Source organism: Candidatus Magnetaquiglobus sp., assembly GCF_058402785.1.
On record NZ_JBZVFG010000009.1, the window covers coordinates 82,494 to 104,485 of the forward strand.

Sequence of the window (21,992 nt, forward strand, 5' to 3'; positions counted from 1 at the left end):
CTCCGACCCCGGCTCCGACCCCGGCTCCGACCCCGGCTCCGACCCCGGCTCCGACCCCGGCTCCGACTCCGACCCCGGCTCCGATCCCGGCTCCGACCCCGGCTCCGACCCCGGCTCCGACGCCCGCTCCGACCCAGGCTCCGACTCCGACCCCGGCTCCGATCCCGGCTCCGACCCCGACCCCGGCTCCGACCCCGGCTCCGACCTCCACGCCTGCGCCGACCCCGGCTCCGAAGCCCACACCAACCCCGGCACCAACCCCCGCGCCGACCCCCGCTCCGACGCCCGCTCCGACCCCGGCTCCGACTCCGACCCCGGCTCCGACCTCCACGCCTGCGCCGACCCCGGCTCCGAAGCCCACACCAACCCCAGCACCAACCCCCGCGCCGACCCCCGCTCCGAAGCCCGTACCTGCGCCGCTCCCCGCATCCACGCCGCCTCCCGCGCCCATTGATCTGGATGCCTTGAAACCTGAGAAAAAGGTCGCCCAGACCATGAAGCAGGGGAGCAAGCAGCGGCGCTATCTGGCTCAATCCGTGGTGTTGGAAGAGTCGGGTCTGTCGTATCTGGTGCGGCTTTCCCTGGTGTTCATGGCCGCGCTGTTGATCCTCTTCTTTGTCTGGGCGTCCTTCTCCAGCATGGAGGAGATGGCCGCCACGGTGGGGGAGGTGATGCCCGCTGGTCCGGTGCAACGCATTCAGCATCTGGAGGGAGGGATCGTCAAGGCGATCCTCGTCAAGGAGGGGGAGTTGGTCGAGTCGGGCAAGGTGCTCTTTCAGATGGCCCCGGAGTCGGCTTTGGCCGAACTCAATCAGATGCGTGCCCGACATGCGGCCCTGGAGTCGCAGATTGCCCGCAATCGTGCGTTTCTGGACGAGCAGGAGCCTGACTTCGCATCGATTCCGAATGAATACAACCATCTCAAGCGCGAACAGATGCAGCTGCTCGCCGCGCAACGGTCGTTTCTGGAGAGTCGGCGCGAGGTGATGCGGCTCAAAATGGATCAGCGGCGTACCCGGTTGACCAGCCTTTCCACCCAGAGGGAGAACCTTGAGCAGCAGTTGCGTTATTACGACGAGGAGGTGGCCATGCGGCGTGCCGGGCTCGCCAAGGGGGTGATGTCCCGCCTGGCGGCCCTGGGCAGCGAACGGGATCGCAGTCGTGTCGCCGGCGATCTGGAGCGCACCCGGGCGGATCTGATCACCGCCCGCAAGGAGTTGGACGAGTCGGTCAAGCAGATCGCCTCTCTCGACGACGAGGTGCGGCAGGAGGCCCTGAAGGAGCTGGGATCCCTCTCTTCGGAGTTGCGTCAGCTGAAAGAGGGGATGCTGCGTCAGGAGAATCGCGTCGAACGGTTGGAAGTCAAGGCTCCGGTCAAGGGGGTGATCAAGAATTTGCAGATGGAGACCCTGCGTGGCGTCGTGCCGCCGGGTGGGATGTTGACCGAAATCGTGCCGGTCGAGACCACCCGGAAGGTCGAAACCCGCATCACCACCCGTGATATCGGTCATGTGCATCCGGGGCAGCGGGTGACGGTCAAGGTCACCACCTACGACTATTCGCGCTATGGGGGCATCGATGGGGTGCTGGAATCGATCTCCGCGTCCACCTTCAAGGATCCCGCGGATCCGGCCCCCTATTACAAGGGGATCATCCGTTTGGATCACGCCTATGTGGGCACCGACCCGAAACAAAACGAGGTTCTGCCCGGCATGGCGGTTCAGGCGGATATCCACACCGGTTCCAAGACCCTGATGGAGTATATGCTCAAGCCGATCTACGCCTCGGTCAACAAGGCGTTTCGCGAGCGCTGAGACTGGCTTTTTGAGCCGTGATGTGTCAGATTGAGCGAATCATGACTGGCGGGATCGATCCTTATAGGAGGGAGATGGGGAAGACCGATGGAAAATGAGACCGGTGAGGGGGATGCCCAGTTGGATGGGTCGCGGGAGTTGGCCGCCGATTCCACCACCAATGTTCTGGATCGGCTGGCGATTCTCGAGGAGGAGGTGAGATTGCTCAAGGCGGCCCTGTACACCCTGCCCGGCGCGCTCGAGAAGGAAAAAATGGAGGTGCGTCGCGGTCTGGAGGAGTTCAAGGGGGCGCAGAAACGTCTGACGGAATTGGCGAACACCACCGTCCAATCCAACCAGAAGGTGGAGCAGCTCGGCAAGCAGGTGGAAGGGGTCAAGAAGGAGACCAGCTCCTGGCTGGTGGTGAGTATCGTCTGTTTTGCAATCTTTTTCATCGTTTCACTTTTTATCAGGGCAGGTTGAGATGTCAGGAACGAGCGGTTTGGGTGAATCCGGTACGGATCACCAGTTGGAAGAGGAGATCGGCGTGGAGGTGCAGAACATGCTGCGCGCCGAGATGAGTGGGAAGGTTCCCGTCGTGGAGCGGGAGTTGACCGCGGACGAGCAGCAGCTCTTTTCCGAGGCCTTCCTGACATCAACCCTGGAGGAGATGATCCCCACGGTGGGTCAGGAGCGGCGTTTGATGGTGGTGCCGAAGGCGGCCAGGCGCGCCAAGACCGACAAACGGACCAAGAGCGACAAACGGACCAAGAGCGACAAGCGCGCCAAGACCGCATCCAAGCCGGCCAGGCGCGGCAAGGGATCGGACAAGAAGGGTGTCGGGTCCAAGGGAAAGAAGCGCCAAACGAACGCGCGCGCCAAGGGCAGGGGCCGGGGCGGCAAGCGATGAAACGGGTCGGCGCGCATGTGAGCATCGCGGGCGGGGTGGGCAATGCCCCGCTCAATGCCCGTGCGATCGGCGCGCGCGCCTTCGCGATGTTCACCAAGAATCAGCGCCAGTGGAAGTCCAGGCCCTTGACCACCCCGGAGATCGACGCCTTCCACCAGGGGATGGCGGAGGGGGGCTTTCGCGCCGACGACGTATTGCCGCATGACGGGTATCTGATCAATCTCGGCCATCCCGAGGAGGGGCCCCGACAACAGTCGCTGGAGGCCTTCATCGACGAGTTGGAGCGTTGCCGTCTGCTGGGACTGAACCGGTTGAACTTCCATCCCGGCAGTCATCTGCGCCAGATTTCGCCCGAGGCGTGTCTGGATCGGATCGCCGAGTCGGTCAACCGCGCCCTGGAGGCGGTCCAGGGGGTCACGGCGGTGATCGAGAACACCGCCGGACAGGGGTCGAATCTGGGGTTTGCCTTCGAGCAGCTCGCCTATCTGATCGAGCGGATCGAGGACCAATCACGCATCGGGGTCTGTCTGGATACCTGCCACGCCTTCGTGGCCGGGTACGATCTGCGCGACGCGGCCAGCTATGCGGAGGTCATGGCCGGTTTCGGATCGATCGTCGGTTTTTCCTATCTCAAGGGGATGCATCTGAACGACTCCAAGCCGGACCTCGGCGATCGGGTGGACCGCCATCAGAGCATCGGCAAGGGAAAGCTCGGCCTGGAGCCGTTCCGCTTCATCATGAACGATCCCCGTCTCGAGGAGATCCCGCTGGTCCTGGAGACCATCGACGAAACCCTCTGGCCCGAGGAGATCCGTCTGCTTTATTCACTGGTCGAGGCTGATCGGGATTGAAGGTTCTTCAAGGAAGAATCGGCGTCACTTTTGGGTGTACGCACCAGGAACTTTCCTGTGACAAAGGCGACGGCCACCGCCACGGCGGTTGATCCACCCACGATCGAGACTACTGGGAACAGGCGTTGAGAAAGGCCGCCTCACGGGTTGAAAGCGGGGGAGGGGGCATGCGGGTGGTGAAGATAACTCATCCCACCGGATGCTTGCAGAGGGTCGCTTTCGAGGATGTTGCCGACTCCTCGAAGAAAGGCGGTCAGGGTTGGGTTCATGGGAGATATTCTACCCGATACGCTCGGATTGTCAATCATCCCATCATCGCCCCCGGCCTTCCCGGAGGAGGCGTCATCCACGGGAGGGACGGGGGCGATGCGCGGGTGAATCAATCGATGCCGATCTCTTCGAAGACGGTGCGCACCACGCGCTTGTCGTAGTCGAGGAGTTCCGGTTTTTTGCCGGTGTAGGGCAGACAGCTCAACACGTACTTGATGCCGTTGATGCGGGCCAGTTTCTTGTCGTTGGACTTGATGATGGTCCAGGGGCACTGTTCGGTGGAGGAGTAGAAGAACGTGTCCTCCTTGGCCTTGGTGTATTCATCCCACTTGTCTTGCGACTCCTTGTCCACCGGGGAGAGTTTCCACTGCTTGAGGGGGTCGTTCTGACGGCTGTTGAAGCGGCGGAGTTGCTCTTCCTTGCTCACCGAGAAGTAGAACTTGAAGAGGGTGATGCCGGAGGCCACCAGTTGCCGTTCGAATTCGGGCACGGTGCGCAGGAACTCCTTGACCTGATCCTTGGTGCAAAAGCCCATCACCCGCTCCACGCCGGAACGGTTGTACCAGCTGCGGTCGAACATGCAGATTTCGCCGGCAGAGGGGAGGTGTTTGACGTAGCGTTGGAAATACCACTGGGACCGCTCCTGATCGGTCGGTTTTTCCAGGGCCACGACCCGGCAGCCGCGCGGGTTGAGGTGTTCGATGAACCGTTTGATGGTGCCACCCTTGCCCGATGCGTCGCGTCCTTCGAAGATGGCGATGATCTTGTGGCCGTTCTCCTTGACCCAGTTCTGCATTTTTACCAGCTCGATGTGGAGCGGGCCCATGATTTTGAGATACTCCTCTTCGGAGATCTTTTTCAGTTTGGGATGCGCGGACCGTTTGGCCTGTTGACTCCCGGTACCCAGGACGACTTCCTTGTGGCGGGAATGGGCGTGATGGCGACCTTTGTGGTGGGTATCTTCGGACTTTTTGGACTCTTCGGACTTCGTATTGGACATTGGGCGGTCTCCCAGAATCTTGAGTGTGAGTTGAAACCGGCGGGAATTCTAGCACTGCCTGAATGAAATAGCCATGGCTTTTACGTGGTCATGGGGACGGGGATCGGTATTGTTCGTGTTTGGGTGGAGCGTCCATCCCGATTGGGATTCTGGTGCGGGGGGCGGGCGATTGGCGGGGCTGGGGTGGCCGGAGACGGCGCGGGGGGAGATGGTGCGGTGATGGATGATGGGTGTGGGGTGATGTGGGGATTTTTCTTACAAATATAATTATATCAGAATATTCTAAATGTCAAAGTTGTGGCGATGGGCTTGGATTTGGCGAATGGGAAATCGGGTTCGGGAATGGGAAGGAATTGAGAAAAATATTAAAATTCAATGTTCTGATTCGATTGCACGGGGGTCTGCGGGGAAGGTTGCGAAATGGATGGATTTTTTTTGATCGAATACGAATTCTGCCTGGAAAAGGGGTGCAGCAAAATGATACAATAGCAGCAATTGCTGCACCCTTGTTAAAATTGCACCAAATTATTCCATCAAGGGATCGAGATCAGACGACCCGTGTTTGGTGCGCATGTTGATCAGTCGGCGATTCAGGGATTGCCGGGTGATGCCGAGCAGGGTGGCGGCGATGCCCTGGTTGTTGTTGGCGCGGCGCATCGCCTCCAGCACCATGGCGTCGATCCCCTCCTTGAGGGTGGGGAACGGGCCGGAGGTGAACAGCGTCGCGTTGGGGGCTGTGCCTCCTTCCAGCCGTTCCAGGGTTGCGTGGTTGGAATGGTTGTGGGCGCGGACCGCCTGGTGGAAGCTCTCCATGGAGAGGGTCGGACCGCCGGAATGGAGCGCCACCGCATCATGCACCAGCGCGCGCAGTTCCCGGACGTTGCCGGGGAAGTGGTGGGCCCCCAGCAGGGTGAGCAGTTGCGGTGGGGTGTTGGGCACGGACTTGTTCATGGAGCGGGCTGCCTCCTGGGTGAAGAACCCCAGCAGCAGCGGGATGTCCTCGGGTCGCTCCCGCAAGGGGGGGATCTCGACGCGGTGGGAGGTGAGCCGGTAGTAGAGATCCTGTCGGAACGTGCCAGCCGCGATCATCTTGCGCAGATCGGTGTTGGTGGCGGTGAGGATGCGGGTGTTGCTGGGTTTGGGGACATCGGAACCCAGGGGGAAGTAGCTCTGCTCCTGCAACAGATGGAGCAGCTTGACCTGGGAGGCGGGCTCGAGATCGCCGATCTCGTCGAGAAACAGCGTGCCCCCCGCGGCGCGGGCCACCAGCCCCTCCCGGTTGGTGTCGGCGCCGGGAAAGGCCCCCTTGCGATGGCCGAACAGGGTTTCGGAGAACTGGGCGTCGTCGAGTCCGGAGACGTTGAGCGGGACGAAAGCGCCGGAGCGACCGCTCACCTGGTGGATCGCCTCGGCGATCAGCCCTTTGCCGACCCCGGTTTCGCCGGTGATCAGAATGGTTTCGCCGCTGCCGGCCACGGCCTCGATGTATTGGAAAATGCCCTTGAGCTGGGTGGAGTTGGTCAGGATCGGACGGAAGGCCTCTTCGTGGATCAGGCCGCCGTGGATCAGATAGCTTTTTAAGGCATGGACCTCCTTGCGCAGCAGGAAGGTATCGATCGCGCGGCGCACGGTGGTGACGAAGCGGGTCCGTTCCACCGGTTTCACCAGATAGTCGAACGCCCCCTCGCGCATGCAGGTGACGGCGGTTTCCACCTCCTGGGAGGCGGTCACCACCACCACAGGCACCTCCGGGTGGTGGCGAATGATCTCCGGCAAAAGCTCCAGGCCGGAGAGATGGGGCATGAACAGATCGAGGATCACGGCCATGGCCTTGCGGCGGGCCAGCATGGCCATCAGATCGCGACTGTCGTTTACCGTGACCACCTCCTTGATGCCCGAACCGCGCAGGAACAGGCTTAAGCTGTTGAGGACGTGTTCTTCGTCATCGACGAGAATGACCGGCGGTTTGCCGGTGAGCTTGCCATCGTTCATGCAAGATCTCCATGACAGGGGAGATGGACGAATACCGTGGTGCCTTGGTCGGGTCGGGATTCGAAGCGCAGCCGACCACCATGATTCTTGACGATGGACGCGGAAATGGAAAGTCCCAGTCCGGTCCCGCCCTTCTCAAGACGGGTGGTGAAAAAGGGTTCGGTGATTTTTTCCAACACCGTCGCGGGGATGCCGCACCCCTGATCGCGCACGATGAGAATGACCTGGCGGTTGGCCTCGTCGTGGACAGCCTCCAGATGGACGCCGTGGCCGCGATCGGGCAGGGATTGCAGGGCGTTGACGAGGATGTTGATCAGCACCTGTTCGAGTTGCTGCGGATGGCCGGAAACCGGTGGAAGATTTTCCGGGAAGTGGTGGGTGAACCGCTCGGTATGGCTTTGGATGGTGGTGTTGAGCAGGACCAGCGCTCCTCTGGCCAGTTCCGCCAGATCGACCGGGTGCCGGACGGTGGTCGATTCGTCGCGGGAGAGGTTTTTCAAGGCCTCGACGATCTTTTTGATCCGTTCGGTGTTGTCGAGGATCCAGCCGATGATCTTCGGGATCTTTTCGCCCATCTCCGCGTAGGAGAGGCCGGAAATCACGAAATCGCCCTGTTCCCGATGGTAGTCGTCCAGGATCGACTTCACGGTGGGCCAGGCGTCGGCGAGCATGCTGGCGTTGTAATAGATCGAGTTGTTGGGGTTGTTGATCTCGTGGGCCACACCGGCGGCCATGAGCCCCAGGGCGGCCAGGCGGGCATTCTTGGCGGCCTGCTCCTCCAGCAACTTGATCACCGAGATGTCGGTGGTGACCACCATGGCCGTGGGGGCCCCGGTCTCCTCGCGCAAAGGCACGACGCGGATTTCGAACCAGCGGTCGTGTCCGGCGCGATGGTGCAGGTGGTGGACTTCGTTCATGGCGAAGGCCTGCTCCAGGGTGTGGCGATAAAGCTCCCGGAATCCCTCCGGTTGGACGACCAGGGGATCCGACGCATCGTTGTCGATGACGGCGCGGGTACGGTTGATCAAGAGCGGGTTGCCCGACCGGTCCACCAGACGGATGGTGTCCGGGGAGCGGTAGAAAAGAATGCTCAACAGCCGTTCGGATTTTTCCATGCGGCGGGCCATGCGGGTGCGCAGGGTCAGTTCGCGGTTGATGCGCCACAGGTGATGCACCAGCAGGATGGTGAGCAGGAGTCCGGCCAGAAACACCACCCAATCCCCGTGCACGAACCACTCCGCGGAGCGGAAATGGTCGGTCTGGGAGCAGGTGATGGACCAGTCGCGGTTGCCGAAGCGGTTGGTGGCGGTGAGTTTGGGATCGGGTCGTTCGATCCAGGCTTTCCAGTCGTGGGGGTCGGCGAAGGAGAACGGCGCGCCGATGAGACGAGAGGCATAGAAGTGCAGGAAACGCGCCTCGGGAGGCGCCCGGTCGTCGAGGATGATGCACTCCACGCCGCGCGGTTCGAGCAGGGCGATGGCCTGTTCGGCGAGGGTGGCGAACTGGAACACCCCGAGGATGTAGCCGCTTAAGAAGGCGTGTCGCTCCAGTACCGAGAGCGAACGCACATCCGAGCGGTAGACCGGCAGGGCGGCCAGAAAGCCGAAACGGTTCGGATCGCCCGGTGTGAGCGCGATCCTCTGGCTGACCACCATGGTGCCGCTGTCGCGTGCCTCTTCCAGCCAGGAGCGTTGGAGGGGATCGGCATAGTGGTCGTGTCCGCGGCTGAAGAGCGGGAAGGAGAAGGGTTCCAGATAGGTGACGCGCGCGGCTTCCGGTTGGTCATCCCGGGCGGGTGTCAGGGCGATCCACTGCAGGGATTCGATCCCTGGATGACGGCCACGGATCAGGGTGGCGATACGCTGGAAGGTCGATTCGTTGACCTCCGGGGCGGATTGAATCAGGTCGTGCAGTTCGTGGAGCGCGGTGGTGGTGCTCTCCAGGCTCTTCTGGACCGCCCGCTGGCGATCCTGGGCCACCCAGGCGAACTCCTGTCGAAGGTGGTGGGTGATCTGCAAGCGCACGCTCAAAAAGAGGAACAGCGAAAAGATTCCGCCCAGAAGGGCTACCAGCAGGATCAGCCCATGGGCGCGCAGCCAGGCGAGAGGGGGCTCGGCGGGCGGTTTTTCGGGGTGGCGAGGGGAAGGGTCCATCGGATCCGGCTCCTGGATGGGTTGGTCATCGATGCGGTTCGGGTTGGGCATGGTGACCGGGTGGAAAGAGGGTTGAAGGTCAATCGCTCTTGCGATGGGAGTGGGTCAGGATGGCTGGGGTGCGTTCCAAGGTGTTGATCGTCGATGACGAGGCCGATATACGGGATACCGTCTGTCTGATCCTGGCCAACGCCGGTTTCGAGAGCCTCGAGGCCTCCAGCGTGCCCGAGGCCCAGGGACTCATGCGCAACATCACCCCGGATCTGATCCTCCTGGACTGGATGCTCAAGGGAACCTCGGGGCTGGACTACCTGCGCCAGCTCAAAAAGGACGATCTGACCCGGAGCATCCCGGTGATCATGCTCACCGCCAAGGGGGAGGAGAGCGACAAGGTAAGCGGTCTGGATCATGGCGCGGACGATTATATCACCAAACCGTTCTCCTCCAAGGAACTGCTCGCCCGCATTCGTGCCGCCCTGCGACGCATCGAACCCTCCATGCTTGATGATCAGGTGGAGTTTGCCGGACTGGTGCTCGATCGGGCGCGCCACCTGATCAGCATCCACCGCTATCCGCTCAAGTGCAGCGCCATGGAGTTCCGGCTGCTCGGCTTTTTCATCACCCATCCGGATCGGGTCTACCACCGCGATCAGTTGCTGGATCTGGTCTGGGGACGGCATGTGCATGTGGGGGATCGTACCGTGGACGTGCATGTGCGGGCGCTGCGCAAGCTCCTGGAGCCCTTCGGCAAGGATGTTCTGCTGCAAACCGTGCGCGGTGCGGGATACATGTTTTCCGCCAAGCCGCAACCATGAACCAGGCGCGCGCCCTGGCCTGGCTGGCGGTGCTCGGTTTTTTGCCGGCCTGCCTGTGGAGTCTGTCCAGCGTTTCGGTGTGGGTCTGGCTCGTGCCGATGGGCATCGTGCTGCTGGTCGGGTACCGTCTGCGACCCGAACCGGTCGTGGATGACGAGGATATCCCGGATGTCTGTCTGGCGCGCGGGGACGATCCCCATTTGCGTCAGCGCTGGAAGGTGGCCTTCAACCGTTGGCGCGCCGCCATGGATGCCCTGCCGGATGGCGTGCTGCTGCTCGATTACCGCTTCGGGGTGTGCTGGTTCAATCCCGAGGCGCGGCAGATGCTGGAACTCTGCCCGGAACGGCACATGGGCAGACCCTTGGCGATGCACATGGAAGATCCTCTGCTCGACGACTATCTGCGTCGCGAGGATTTCACCCGGCCCATCGAGCTGGCCTCGCCGGTGAATGGCAATCAGGTCCTGGAGTTCCGTTTCCTGGCCCTCAAGGGGGATGAGGGGTGGCTGGTGCTGATTCGCGACATCTCCGGACCGTATCATCTGGATCAGCGGCAGAACGACTTCATGGACAACATCTCCCATGAGTTGAAGACCCCGCTCACGGTATTTCGCGGGGTTCTGGAGTTGTTGCCGGAGATGGAACCCGCCTCCCCCCATTGGGAGAACGCCATCGGACTGCTGCACAAGCAGAGCTTGCGCATGCAGGCGTTGATCGAGGATCAGACCCGGCTGTTGCGGTTGGGAACCAAGCGCTATGGGTTCCCGGTGGAACGGTTGGCCATGGAGCCGTTTCTGGGGGAGATGATCGAGGCTGCCGAGGCCTTGAGCGGTGAATTGGGACATCGATTCGTGACCGGGATCGACGGATCGTTTCCATTCGAGGCCAATCGCGAACTGGTGCGCTGCGTGGCGAGCAACCTTTTGACCAACGCGGTGCGACACACCCCAGCCGGGAGCGAGGTGGGGGTGACCTGGGAGCTGGATGAGCAACGCCGTCCGATGTTGACGGTCACGGACAACGGTCCGGGGATCGCCTGCCACCATCTGCCGCGTCTGACCGAACGGTTTTATCGGGTGAATGCCCAGCAGAAGGTCGAACAACCGGACCTGCACGACGATCATGGTTCCGGTTTGGGGTTGGCCCTGGTGAAACAGGCCATGCTCCGCGCCAACGGCAAGCTGGAGATCGTCAGTCATCTGGGCAGTGGCAGTCGGTTCATCTGCCGGTTTCCGCCCCTGGCGGAGTCGTGGGTATAGGGTTTTGTCCGCCGGAATGTTCCGCGAGGGCGTTTTCCGGTGGTGGGTGAGGGGGTGTCCCCTGGGTTTCGTTTGTATCTGTTGTTGAGTCATTCAACCAAAAGACAGTAAGGAGAGATGCATGAGTAAAATTATCGATGCCATTCTGCCCCCCATGCCGGCGTTTCTGGACATGGTGAGCGCCCAGTCCGAGATTCTGGCCAAGTGCATGAGCACTGCGGTGGATTGTCTGACCGATCCGGAACCGATCCGGTATCAGGCCCTGGCCGATCTGGAAAGCAGCGCCAAGGAGTTGCGCATTCGCCATCTGGACAAGTTGAGCGATTCGTTCTCCACCCCGATCGATCGGGCGGACCTGAACGAGGCGATCAACACCCTGGAGACCCCGGTCGAGGAGATTCGCGAGACCCTCGAGGAGATGCGTGCCCTGGGTGTGGAATCGGACAAGTACCTTCTGGAAATGGCCATCGTGCTGCGCGAGGCTACCGCCGCGCTGCAACGCGGGTATTCGAAGCTGTCCACCAAGCCGGGTCAGGCCGATCCGGACGCGTTGGCCGCCGTGGCCTGTCCGGGACGGGTGGACGCGATCTACCGCAAGGGTCTGGGCCGTCTTTACACCTTGAACGAGGACATGGAGGCGATCAAGGCCAAGGACGAGGATATCCGCGTGGCCACCTTCATCCATACGGTGGACATTCTCAAGCGGCGCGAGGCGTATCGTCATATGCGCAGCGTCTCCCTGCAGATCGGTGATGCCGCCGAAGTGCTGCATGGCATCGTCGCGCAGATCGGATAAACGTTTCTTAACGCGTGCTTTACAATGGGCGCCATTGTAAAGCACGCGGTCCGTTTGATGGGGTGTTTTATGATTATTTTGGTCATTTTATATTGATTTTAAGAATTATTTTACGTTTCGATCCTTTTTGCAAGATTCTTTTAACAAACCCTTAATAATCGCTTAATTTTGAGTTAATCCAGGGCTGTTAGCATCAAGTCTGTTTAAGGAGAGTGTTAAATTGATTGGCTTTCCGTGAAGGATGATGGGGACGGAAAGCGCATGGTCACGGCATTGGGTTTTGGTACATTGGGTTCGGAATGGTTCATTTTCAGACACAAGGGGAGAACATCATGGGTATGAAACGGTATTGGCCACTCAACGGGGCGCATGAGGTGAGAGACGATGGATAACAGCACGGTTATGATGATGATGTGGATCGCGATCATCGTGGTTCTGATCTTCGACTTCACCAACGGCTTTCACGATGCCTCCAACATCACCGGATCCATCATCGCCTCGCGGGCGATGACCCCGATCCAGGCAGCGATCCTCACGGGTGTCTTCCACTTCATCGGGCCCATGCTCGGCGGTACCGCGGTGGCGGATACCATCGGCAAGTTCGTGAGCATCAAGGATCTGAACGCCAACATGTCGCTGATGATTCTCCTGTGCGGCATCTTCGGATCGATTTTCTGGAACCTCTTCACCTGGTGGTTCGGTCTGCCCTCCTCCTCTTCCCATGCCCTGGTGGGCGGCATTGCCGGCGCGGTGCTCTTCGCCGCCGGTTCCGATCACGTCATGTGGGGTTGGGAAGCCCTGGTCACCAAGGGCAAGCTGACCGGCGTCATGAAAGTGTTGCTGTCGCTGTTCGTCTCCCCGATTCTCGGCTTCTGGCTTGCCTGGATCTTCCAAAAAATTGCCCGGCGCCTCGTGGCCAACGCCAAACCGCGCGTGGACAAGTTCTTCAAGTGGTCGCAGTGGGGTAGCGCCGCGGCCCTCTCCTTCTCTCACGGCACCAACGACGCCCAGAAATCCATGGGCATCATCGCCCTGGCCTTGCTTCTGGGCGGTGAGATCGATAAATTCCACATTCCGTTCTGGGTGATCCTCACCTGCGCCATCTTCATCACCGCCGGCAACTCGATGGGTGGCTGGCGCATCGTGCGCACCGTTGGCTTCGGGATCTTCCGCGTTCGTCCGATCCATTCGTTCAATGCTCAGTTGACCGCCGCCGCGGTGATCTTCGGCGCCGCCAACATGGGCGCCCCGGTCTCCACCACCCATGTCGCCTCCTCGAGCATCATGGGCGTGGGCACCGCCGAGCAGCCGAAGGCGGTGAAGTGGCGCAAGGGCAAGGAGATCTTCGCCACCTGGATTCTGACCATCCCCGGCTCCGGCCTGGTGGGCGGTCTGACCTACATGCTGGCCGACATGATCACCCACGTCAGTGGCGCCCGTTGATCGCGGTCGTCCAACGTGACAAAAAACCTCCGGGGGGAGGTTCCCCTCCCCCCACCGTGAGACCTCCCTCGGGAGACCGCGGAAAAAAGAGACGCATCCAACACACCATATGGGTCATATAAGGAGAATTTCATGAGCGGCGGATCTTCCCCCTTCACCAAGATGCTCGACAACGTTTTTCCACGCATTCCTCCCTTCCTGGACATGATCAGCGTTCAAGCTGAAGTGCTGAGCAAGGGCATGACCGTGGCGGTCGATTACATGTCCGAGGCCACCACGGCTCGCTTCCACGAAATCATGCAGCTCGAGACCCGTTCCCGCGAACTGCGCGAGAAGCATCTGGACATCCTCAACAACGCCTTTTCCACCCCGATCGACCGCGAAGACGTGCTGCGTTCGATCACCGCCCTGGAGGTGCCGGTCGCCTCGATCCGCGTTGTCATCGAAGAGATGGAGGCGCTCAAGATCAAGAGCGACAATTATCTCCTCGAAATGGCCGTGATCCTGCGTGAGTCCGCCGCCGCCATGCAACGCGGTTTCGCCAAGCTCGACACCACCCCGGCCCAGGCCGAGCCTGATGCCCAGGTCGGTTTGCAGTGCCTGGCCAACGTCGATCGCGTTTACCGCAAGGCGTTGAGCCAACTCTACAGCATCGACGATGACCTCAATCGCATGCGCTCCCATGCGGATGGCGCCGAGGTTCAGGCCATGGTTCATGTGGTCGAGATGCTCAAGCGTCGCGAAGTCTATCGTCATATCCGCAACATTGCCGCCAAGATGCGTGAGGCGGCCCAGGTGCTGCACGGTATCGTGATCCAGATCGGCTAGTCTTTCATCTGGGTTGTCGGTCCTTTTGTCCCCCCGGTTCCTCATGGAGCCGGGGTTTTTTTGTTTTTATGGCTTGCTTATGCGATTGACACGCGCCTTTCATGTTTTTCATGGTTGGTTCCCATTTGTTTAATGGCATGTGTCTGGTTTTTTCATGAAGAGATCATGATTTGTTAATATCTGTTCATTATGATGGAATCGAGTCTGTAGTAATGATATAAATTGTTAAAAAAATCAATCAATAACTAAAAAAATGGGAGAAAGAAAGCATGAAATTCAAGTCATTGTCCCTGGCCGCCACCCTGGCGATCGGGGGGTATCTTCTGGCTTCGAGTCAGGCCGAGGCGCGCACCATGATCCAGAACAAGGGGTCCGACACCCTGGTCAACGTGGCCCAGGCCTGGGCCGAAGCCTATCAGAAGATCAAACCCGAGGTGGCCGTGGCCGTGACCGGTGGTGGCTCGGGCACCGGCATCGCCGCCATGATCAACGGCACCGTCGATCTGGCCAATTCCAGCCGCGCCATGAAGGACAAGGAGATCAACGAGGCCAAGAAGAACGGCATCACCCCGATCGAGCATCTGGTGGGGTATGATGCCCTGGCCATCTTCGTCCACAAGGACAATCCGATGAAGTCGATCACCGTCAAGCAGTTGGCCGACATCTACGGCGACGACGGACCGGCGACCAAATGGAGCGATCTCGGCTTGAAGGTGCCGGGTTGCAAGGGGGACAAGATCATCGTCGTCAGCCGTCAGAACAACTCCGGCACCTATGTCTATTTCCAGGAGGCGGTGCTGGGCGAAAAGCGGGACTTCCGCCTCGGCACCAAGGACATGCACGGCTCCAAGGATGTGGTCGATCTGGTGGAGAAGACACCGTGCGCCATCGGCTACAGTGGTCTGGCGTATGATTCGCCCCACGTCAAGAAGCCGCCGGTGGCCAAGGATGACAAGTCCACCCCGGTGGAGGCCAACATGGACAACGCCGTGGCCCGCACCTATCCCATCGCCCGTCCGCTCTTCATGTACACCAAGGGCGAACCCGCCGGCGATGTCAAGGCCTATCTCGATTGGATCAAGAGCGACGAGGGGCAGTGCATCATCATGGATAAGGGCTATGCCCCGGTGCGTCCGGTGAAGTGCGCCAAGAAGTGATCCCAACGCCCGTGGATCGGGGTTGTTGACCGGATCCACGGGCGTAACCGCCGCGCCCATGGGGAGCATGGCATGATCCCGCGCCTGACGCGCGGGATTTGTCTTGATTTTGATCCGCGTTGCGTCAACGCGATTCTGGAACGGAGCCAACGATGCCCATTTACGAAAAAAGATTGCAACAGGACCTCAATCAGATCCGTCAGGCCGTGGCCGACATGGGCGCCGGGGTGGAGAACGCCCTGAAGAACGCCGTTCAGTCGCTGTTGTCCGGCAACGAGGCCCTGGCCAACCTGACCATCCTGATGGATGAGCCCCTCGACCGTCAGTGTCAGCAGGTGGACCAGATGTGTCACGCCTTCATTGCGCGCCATCTGCCGAGCGCGGGTCATTTGCGGCTGATCTCGTCGAGTCTGCGCATGATCTACGAACTGGAGCGGATCGCGGACTACGCGGTCAACATCTGTCGGGAAGGTCTGGATCTGGAGAGCCCCCCTGCCGGCATTCTGCGCCAGGAGTTGGAGTCCATGGCGAACGCCTCCCGCAACATGCTGCATCAGGCGCTCTCCGCTTTCATCCAGGAGAACGCCGGGCTGGCGCGGAGCACCATGGAGTTGAATGCCCAGCTGAACAAGGGGTTGGAACAGGCGATTCGCGATCTGGTCGCCGAGGGGGATAGCCACGCGGGCCATTCGCGGGACATCGTGGATCTGTATGTGATCTTCACCATGCTCGAGCGGGTCGGCAACCGCGCCACCAATCTGTGCGAGGAGGTGGTGTTCTGGTTGACCGGCGAGATGCCGCCGGCCAAGGTGATCAACGTGTTGTTCCTGGACGAGGAGAACGGCGCCCTGGGGTTGATGGCCGAGGCCATGGCCAACAAGGGGTACGAGAAGGCGTGCCGCTTCAGCAGCGCCGGTCGCACCCCGGCCAAGGCCCCGGATCCCCGCGCGGTGGAGTTCATGCGCGGCATTGGCATCAACATCGCGGAAATGCAACCCAGGGGGCTCTCCCAGGTGAACCTGGATGCCATCGACGTCATCATCGCCTTGCAGGGCCGGGTCCGTTCCTACATTTCCAAACCGCCGTTTCACGCCGCGTTTCTCGATTGGGATGTGGGCGCGTTGCCCGAAGCGAACGAGGAGCGCAACTCGGCCAATCGGCGTTATGAGGAGATCTATCGGGATCTGGCCGGGCAGTTGCGCGAGTTGATGGATATCCTGGCGGGCCGGGAGGGGGTGTGACCATGGATGCCCTTGCCAACAGTGCCGTCGATGCCAGGGACAAGAACTGGTACATCGACAAGGGGTTCGAGATTCTGATGTTCGTGTGCGGGATTTCGGCCATCATCTTCGTGGTTGGAATTTTTCTGTTCGTTTTCAAGGAGGGGATGGGGTTCATCATCCACGACATGAACGTGGGTGAGTTTTTTCTGTCGCCGAAGTGGCGTCCCACGTCGTTGAACAATGCCACCTACGGCATCCTGGCCATGGTGGCCGGAACCGCTGCCGTGACCATTCTGGCCATGGCCATCTGTCTGCCGTTTTCCATCGGCGCGGCCATCTACATCGCCGAATTCGCCACGGGCAAGACCCGCGAGACCTTGAAGATCCTGATCGAATTTCTGGCCGCGATCCCGTCTGTGGTGTGGGGTTTCATCGCCCTGTCGATCATGAACCCTCTGATCATCGACACCTTCGACGTGCCCATGGGCCTTGGGGTGCTCAATTCGGCGCTGATTCTGGCCTTGATGGCCGCCCCCATCGTCACCTCGATCGCCGAGGATGCCTTCAAGGCGGTGCCCGATACCTATCGGGAGGCTGCCGAGGCCCTGGGCGCCACCCGTTGGCAGACCATCCGCAAGGTGGTGCTCCCGGCGGCCAAGAACGGCCTGCTCTCTGCGGGTCTTCTCGGGGTGGGACGCGGTTTTGGCGAAACCATGGCCATCCTCATGGCCAGCGGTCACTCGATCAACATCCCGACCTCGGTGTTCGACTCGTTCCGCGCCCTCACCGCCACCATCGCCGCCGAACTCGGGGAGACCGCCGTGGGATCGCCCCACTATCAATCCCTGTTCGCCATCGGCATCTTCCTTTTCCTCATCACCTTTCTGATCAACATGACCGCCGACTTCATCGTGCGCGGCGTTCGCAAGGGGTAACGACCATGTTCGAAGCCACTGGGATCAACCAACGGAATGACCAGGTGCAAAAGCGCTTCAAGCTGCTTTTCGGCATCATGCTGGTGATTCTGATCATACCGGTGATCGTCATCATCGGCACCCTTCTCTACAAGGGGGCCCCAGCCATCAGCTGGACCTTCATTTTCGACCATCCCACCAATGGCATGACCCAGGGTGGGATCTTTCCGGCCCTGTTCGGCACCATCTGGCTGGTGGTGGTGTCGTTGTTGGCCTCGGTGCCCCTGGGCGTGGCCGCAGCCATCTACTTGAGCGAATATGCGCCGGACAACCTCCTGACCCGCATGATCAATCTGGCCACCATCAACCTGGCCGGGGTTCCGTCGATCGTCCATGCCCTGTTCGGGGTGGGGGCCTTCGTGGTTTTCTTCCGGTTCGGTACCAGCATCCTGGCCGCCAGCCTCACCCTGGCCATCATGACCCTGCCGGTGGTGATCGTCTCCTCCTGGGAGGCGTTGCAAGCCGTGCCCCGCTCGTTCCGGGAGGCCTGTTGGAACATGGGCGCCACCCGTTGGCAGACCATCTGGAACGTGGTGCTGCCCAACGCCTTCACCGGCATCCTGACCGGGGTGATTCTTCAGGTGTCGCGTGCCGCGGGGGAGACCGCGCCGATCATGTTCACCGGTGCCGCCATGTTCCTGCCGTTTCTGCCCAACAGCGTCTTCGATCAGACCATGGCCCTGGCCCTGCACCTGTTCGTAGTCGCCACCCAGGTGCCGGACGTGCCGGAAAGCCTGCCCTTCGGCGTGGCCCTGGTTCTGGTGGGGATTGTCCTGATCATGAACTTCTTCGCCATCTGGATCCGGATGCGGCTGCGGGGGAAAAAGAAATGGTAAACCACAAGATCGAGGTCAGAAACCTCGCCATCGCGTATGGCGGCAAGCAGGCCCTGGGAGGCGTCAACCTGGAGGTGTTCGAAAACGAAATCTTCGGCATCATCGGACCGGCCAACAGTGGCAAGACCTCCTTTCTGAACGCCATCAACCGCATGGACATGATGCGGCCCAACATGGCGGTCACCGGCACGATCCGCATCAACGGTCTGGACACCCGCTCCTGGCGCAACGTTTACGACCTGCGGCGCAAGATCGGGGTGGTCTTCCCTCTGCCGGTCGGACTGCCCCTGTCGGTCTACGACAACGTGGCCCTGGCCCCGCGCATGGCCGGCACCGCCGGTTCGAGGAGCGACCTGGATGAACTGGTGGAACGGTGTCTGCGGCGCGCGGCTTTGTGGGACGAGGTGAAGGATCGGCTCAACCATCTGGGGAGTCTGCTTTCGGGTGGTCAGCAGCAGCGGCTGACCATCGCCCGAGCCCTCTCCCAAAGCCCGGAGATCCTCATGCTCGATGAATTCTCCATCGCGGTCGATCCCGTGACCACCATGCGCATCGAGGATGTGCTCAAGGAGTTGAAATCGGAAATGACCATCATTCTGGTCACCAACCTGGTGCAGCAGGCCAACCGGCTGGCGGATCGCACCGCCTTTTTCCTGAACGGCGAATGCGTCGAGATCGGCACCACCGAGGCGCTTTTCAACGGGGAGGCCCAGGACTCCCGCACCAACGACTACATCGGAGGAAAGTTCGGATGATGACCCAATCCCCATCCTCCGGCGTGGCCAACGCCCCGGAGTTGGCCATCCAGACCCAGGATCTCAACCTGTGGTACGGAACCTTTCAGGCTCTGTTCGACATCAACCTCAAGATCAAGAAGGGGATCATCACCAGCCTGATCGGTCCGAGCGGTTGCGGCAAATCGACCTTTTTGCGCAGCGTGGACCGTATCAACGAACGACTCGGGTACGTGCGCATCAAGGGGTCCATCGAGGTGTACAACCAGAACGTCTACGCACCGGGCGTGGAGTTGGCGCAACTGCGCAAACAGGTGGGCATGGTGTTTCAGCGGCCCAACCCCCTGCCGATCTCGATTCGCGAGAACATTTTGTTCGGGTATCGGATCCATGAGGAGCGCGGGAGCAAGATTTCCAGAAGCGAGGCGGACGGCATCGTCGAGGATGCCTTGCGTCAGGTGCTGTTGTGGGATCAGATGAAGGATCGACTGGATCAGAAAGCCACGGTGGGGCTCTCCCTGGAGGAGATGCAGAAACTGTGCATCGCGCGCCTGTTGCCGGTGAAGCCGACGATCCTGTTGATGGACGAGCCCTGCTCGGCCCTCGACCCCAAGGGAACCGCCGCCGTGGAGGAGCTGATCTGGGAGTTGCGCGGTCGCTATTCGATTCTGATCGTCACCCACAACATGGCCCAGGCCAGACGGGCGAGCGAGGAGTGCATCTTCATGCTGATGGGCCGTGTGGTTGAGCATTCACCGACCGAGAAATTGTTCGTGACCCCCCTGCATCGGGAGACCGCCGATTATATCGAGGGACGATACGGTTGATTCAGATCAACAATCGAACCAACTTTTTTGAGGTGACGATTCGTTCGTCACCTTTTTTTTTGTCTACGGCCAGAAGATTGCATATACTGCCACGGACTCTTACAGGGGCGTCGGCATTGGCGGCCCGCGCGATGCGACCAGGAATCATTCTTGAAACGATCGGCGAATGACGTTACGGCATATGGACTCCAAGAACCCACTTTTACACGCACAGCATGTCAGTACGCTGCTGGATCAATACGACGAAAGCTTCGAGCTTTATCGTGCCTACAGCGAACGGTTGATGATCAATCTCGGCGAAGTGTTCAACAAAACTTCGTTGCCGATCAGTGCCATCTCCGGCGATCTGATGTCCAGGGCCACCTTGAAGAAGTTCCTCACCGAACGGGGGGGCTACTACAGCCGCCTGCGGGACATCGAGAACCTGATCACCGTGCGCGTGGTGGTCTATTTCTCCGACGACATCGACCTGGCCGTCAGTCTCATCAACAAGGAGTTCGCCCTCGACGACAGCTTCCAGCCTGTCACCGAAATGCCGGATCAGGACCGTTTCGGCCTCAATACCCGTCGCTTCGACATCAAACTGTTGACGGATCAGTACGCCCGGCCCGAATACCAGCGTTTCAACGGCCTCAAGGCCGAGCTGGAGATCCGTACCGTGTTGCAACACTCCTGGTCCGAGGTCAAGGGCATTTTTGACATGCTGGTTGGCAGGTCACGGATTCCGGGACAAAACGTCAACAAGCTGGCGCAAATCTCCTATCTGCTCAAAATGGCCGACGAGGAGTTGGTGCGCATCAAGGATCAGATCCTCCAGCAGAACACCCTGACGAACGCTCAACCTTCGCCGTTCGAACCGCCGCCCGGCATGACCCCCGATCTGCCGCAGACCCTCGAGCTTAAACCGGTGGATCCCCAGAAGCAGGCCGACCTGGCCACGCGTCTGGAGGCGTTCATCCTCAACGATGCCGTGGTGCGCGACATGGATCGCTCCATCGCCGACCACTACGAGACCCGTCTGGTCTATCGGGACAACTTCGTGACGACCCTGGCCGAAATTCTGGTGCGGTTGGGACTCGATCGCGAAGAACGGCTGCGCGAGGAGTTGACCGCCAACAAGTCGGTCATCCTGATCCTGATGAAGAACATTTTTGGCGATACGTCGCGGTCCGGGGTGGAGTTCATCCACAAAGGTTCTTCGCTGCTCGTGCTGTTTTACGTGCTGTTGGCCAAGACCGGCAATATCGAGATCATCAAAAAGAACGTTCGCGCCTATATCTCCTTGAAGGGGCTTTCGGTCGAGGACTTCGCCAACGATCTGTTGACCCACTACAAGAAAGTCATCCGCAAGGCACCGGATCCCAACTGGTGATTCTGCCCCTCCTGGCCTGATCAACGCATCCGTTTCTCTCCGGATTTCAAGGAATGATCCGGAACGTTCCGATTGCCGGTCATCTCGGCACGGTATCTGCTCCGTAGGACGACAGGGATTCTTGATGAATCGCCCGTATGTCGATTTCATGACAGGAGAAGAGCCGTGTCTCAAGTCGGATTGATCGGATCGCCCGATGCCTTCAAAGCCAATTTGTTGAATCTGCGCCAGAACTTGCAAGAGATCGTGGCTCCGTTGCACGAGATCGCGCCGGGCCTGCCCTGGCAGAGGACCAACCAGGCCGATGAATACCACGTCCCGCAACCTGATTTCGAAAACGTGCTGCGGGAGGTGCTGGCTCCGGACGGGGTGGAGAGCGCCCCGGAAACCGAGGTGCCTTTCAAACCCGTGGCGCCTCGCGAGAGCGACAGGCCGCCGGTGGAGGGACCGCGCGAGCAGCCCAGGGAGAGTCTGCCGCCGCAGTTGTCGCGCAACATGATCGATTTCGAGGAGCGTCTGGGTTGGCAGTCGGCGAGTCTGACCTTCACCAACGTCCGTTCCGCCTCCGGTCACTACCGCACCGAGCTGGCTCGCAACGCTTACGCCAGCGTCAACGCCATGGGGCGTGCCGATTGATGGCATCCACGCACGGGGATTCTCCCGAGCCTTGACCTCATTGGGGGGCGAATACCGAACTTGCATGATGTCAAGCGACACGCAAAACTGACCCCCTTGCGACACGCAAAATTGACCCCCTCC

19 protein-coding genes and 1 pseudogene are annotated in these 21,992 nt (G+C 60.4%); 17 read left to right on the forward strand and 3 right to left on the reverse strand.

Annotated features, from left to right (window positions below; genetic code table 11):
* The 4 genes from ACV4UY_RS05190 to nfo all read left to right on the forward strand — a co-directional run.
* Window positions 1-1,814: HlyD family type I secretion periplasmic adaptor subunit (locus tag ACV4UY_RS05190; RefSeq protein WP_491606586.1), on the forward strand; the 1,814-nt coding region annotated here is incomplete at its 5' end.
* Between the two features lie 87 nt (window positions 1,815-1,901).
* The gene (locus tag ACV4UY_RS05195) at window positions 1,902-2,276 is read left to right on the forward strand and encodes a hypothetical protein (protein ID WP_491606587.1); all 375 of its coding nucleotides are present in this window, start codon (window positions 1,902-1,904) and stop codon (window positions 2,274-2,276) included.
* Window positions 2,277-2,295: 19 nt separating this feature from the next.
* Window positions 2,296-2,703, forward strand: coding sequence for a hypothetical protein (locus tag ACV4UY_RS05200; protein ID WP_491606588.1), 408 nt, complete (start codon window positions 2,296-2,298; stop codon window positions 2,701-2,703).
* Window positions 2,700-3,554: a deoxyribonuclease IV gene (gene nfo / locus ACV4UY_RS05205; protein ID WP_491606589.1), complete on the forward strand. Its 855-nt coding sequence runs from the start codon at window positions 2,700-2,702 to the stop codon at window positions 3,552-3,554. Before ACV4UY_RS05200 ends, nfo begins: the two co-directional genes overlap by 4 nt.
* A gap of 379 nt (window positions 3,555-3,933) precedes the next feature.
* Here nfo and ppk2 read toward each other — a convergent pair whose 3' ends face one another.
* From ppk2 to ACV4UY_RS05220, 3 genes are all read right to left on the reverse strand, one after another.
* Window positions 3,934-4,824 (reverse strand): polyphosphate kinase 2, encoded by an 891-nt coding sequence (gene ppk2 / locus ACV4UY_RS05210; RefSeq protein WP_491606590.1) that lies wholly within the window; start codon window positions 4,822-4,824, stop codon window positions 3,934-3,936.
* A gap of 525 nt (window positions 4,825-5,349) precedes the next feature.
* Complete coding sequence (locus ACV4UY_RS05215; RefSeq protein WP_491606591.1) at window positions 5,350-6,816, reverse strand: sigma-54-dependent transcriptional regulator; 1,467 nt, start codon at window positions 6,814-6,816, stop codon at window positions 5,350-5,352.
* Entirely contained in the window at window positions 6,813-8,969 is a 2,157-nt protein-coding gene (locus ACV4UY_RS05220) for an ATP-binding protein (RefSeq protein WP_491606592.1), read from the reverse strand. Before ACV4UY_RS05220 ends, ACV4UY_RS05215 begins: the two co-directional genes overlap by 4 nt.
* A 110-nt stretch (window positions 8,970-9,079) precedes the next feature.
* Between ACV4UY_RS05220 and phoB the strand changes: the two genes are divergently transcribed.
* From phoB to ACV4UY_RS05285, 13 genes and pseudogenes are all read left to right on the forward strand, one after another.
* Window positions 9,080-9,784 (forward strand): phosphate regulon transcriptional regulator PhoB, encoded by a 705-nt coding sequence (phoB, locus tag ACV4UY_RS05225; protein WP_491606593.1) that lies wholly within the window; start codon window positions 9,080-9,082, stop codon window positions 9,782-9,784.
* Window positions 9,781-11,043 carry an ATP-binding protein gene (locus ACV4UY_RS05230; RefSeq protein WP_491606594.1) on the forward strand — a complete coding sequence of 421 codons (1,263 nt, stop codon included), beginning with the start codon at window positions 9,781-9,783 and terminating at the stop codon, window positions 11,041-11,043. The genes phoB and ACV4UY_RS05230 overlap by 4 nt, the downstream gene beginning before the upstream one ends.
* Before the next feature lie 121 nt (window positions 11,044-11,164).
* Window positions 11,165-11,839 carry a DUF47 domain-containing protein gene (locus ACV4UY_RS05235; RefSeq protein WP_491606595.1) on the forward strand — a complete coding sequence of 225 codons (675 nt, stop codon included), beginning with the start codon at window positions 11,165-11,167 and terminating at the stop codon, window positions 11,837-11,839.
* A 384-nt stretch (window positions 11,840-12,223) separates the two neighbouring features.
* Window positions 12,224-13,282 carry an inorganic phosphate transporter gene (locus ACV4UY_RS05240; protein ID WP_491606596.1) on the forward strand — a complete coding sequence of 353 codons (1,059 nt, stop codon included), beginning with the start codon at window positions 12,224-12,226 and terminating at the stop codon, window positions 13,280-13,282.
* A gap of 132 nt (window positions 13,283-13,414) precedes the next feature.
* The gene (locus ACV4UY_RS05245) at window positions 13,415-14,110 is read left to right on the forward strand and encodes a DUF47 domain-containing protein (RefSeq protein ID WP_491606597.1); all 696 of its coding nucleotides are present in this window, start codon (window positions 13,415-13,417) and stop codon (window positions 14,108-14,110) included.
* 257 nt (window positions 14,111-14,367) lie between these two features.
* A pseudogene (locus tag ACV4UY_RS05250) lies at window positions 14,368-15,267 on the forward strand (phosphate ABC transporter substrate-binding protein); the annotation flags it as partial.
* A gap of 152 nt (window positions 15,268-15,419) precedes the next feature.
* Window positions 15,420-16,508 carry a phosphate signaling complex protein PhoU gene (gene phoU / locus ACV4UY_RS05255; protein ID WP_491606598.1) on the forward strand — a complete coding sequence of 363 codons (1,089 nt, stop codon included), beginning with the start codon at window positions 15,420-15,422 and terminating at the stop codon, window positions 16,506-16,508.
* A 2-nt stretch (window positions 16,509-16,510) separates the two neighbouring features.
* Entirely contained in the window at window positions 16,511-17,425 is a 915-nt protein-coding gene (gene pstC, locus ACV4UY_RS05260) for a phosphate ABC transporter permease subunit PstC (RefSeq protein WP_491606599.1), read from the forward strand.
* A gap of 5 nt (window positions 17,426-17,430) precedes the next feature.
* A complete protein-coding gene (gene pstA, locus ACV4UY_RS05265) occupies window positions 17,431-18,300 on the forward strand; it encodes a phosphate ABC transporter permease PstA (protein WP_420905366.1) in 870 nt (289 codons plus the stop codon).
* The gene (locus ACV4UY_RS05270; RefSeq protein WP_491606600.1) at window positions 18,294-19,055 is read left to right on the forward strand and encodes a phosphate ABC transporter ATP-binding protein; all 762 of its coding nucleotides are present in this window, start codon (window positions 18,294-18,296) and stop codon (window positions 19,053-19,055) included. The genes pstA and ACV4UY_RS05270 overlap by 7 nt, the downstream gene beginning before the upstream one ends.
* A complete protein-coding gene (locus tag ACV4UY_RS05275; protein ID WP_491606601.1) occupies window positions 19,052-19,861 on the forward strand; it encodes a phosphate ABC transporter ATP-binding protein in 810 nt (269 codons plus the stop codon). The genes ACV4UY_RS05270 and ACV4UY_RS05275 overlap by 4 nt, the downstream gene beginning before the upstream one ends.
* A gap of 166 nt (window positions 19,862-20,027) precedes the next feature.
* Window positions 20,028-21,233: a hypothetical protein gene (locus ACV4UY_RS05280; protein WP_491606602.1), complete on the forward strand. Its 1,206-nt coding sequence runs from the start codon at window positions 20,028-20,030 to the stop codon at window positions 21,231-21,233.
* Between the two features lie 165 nt (window positions 21,234-21,398).
* Window positions 21,399-21,869, forward strand: coding sequence for a hypothetical protein (locus ACV4UY_RS05285; protein WP_491606603.1), 471 nt, complete (start codon window positions 21,399-21,401; stop codon window positions 21,867-21,869).
* The last annotated feature ends 123 nt before the right edge of the window (window positions 21,870-21,992 follow it).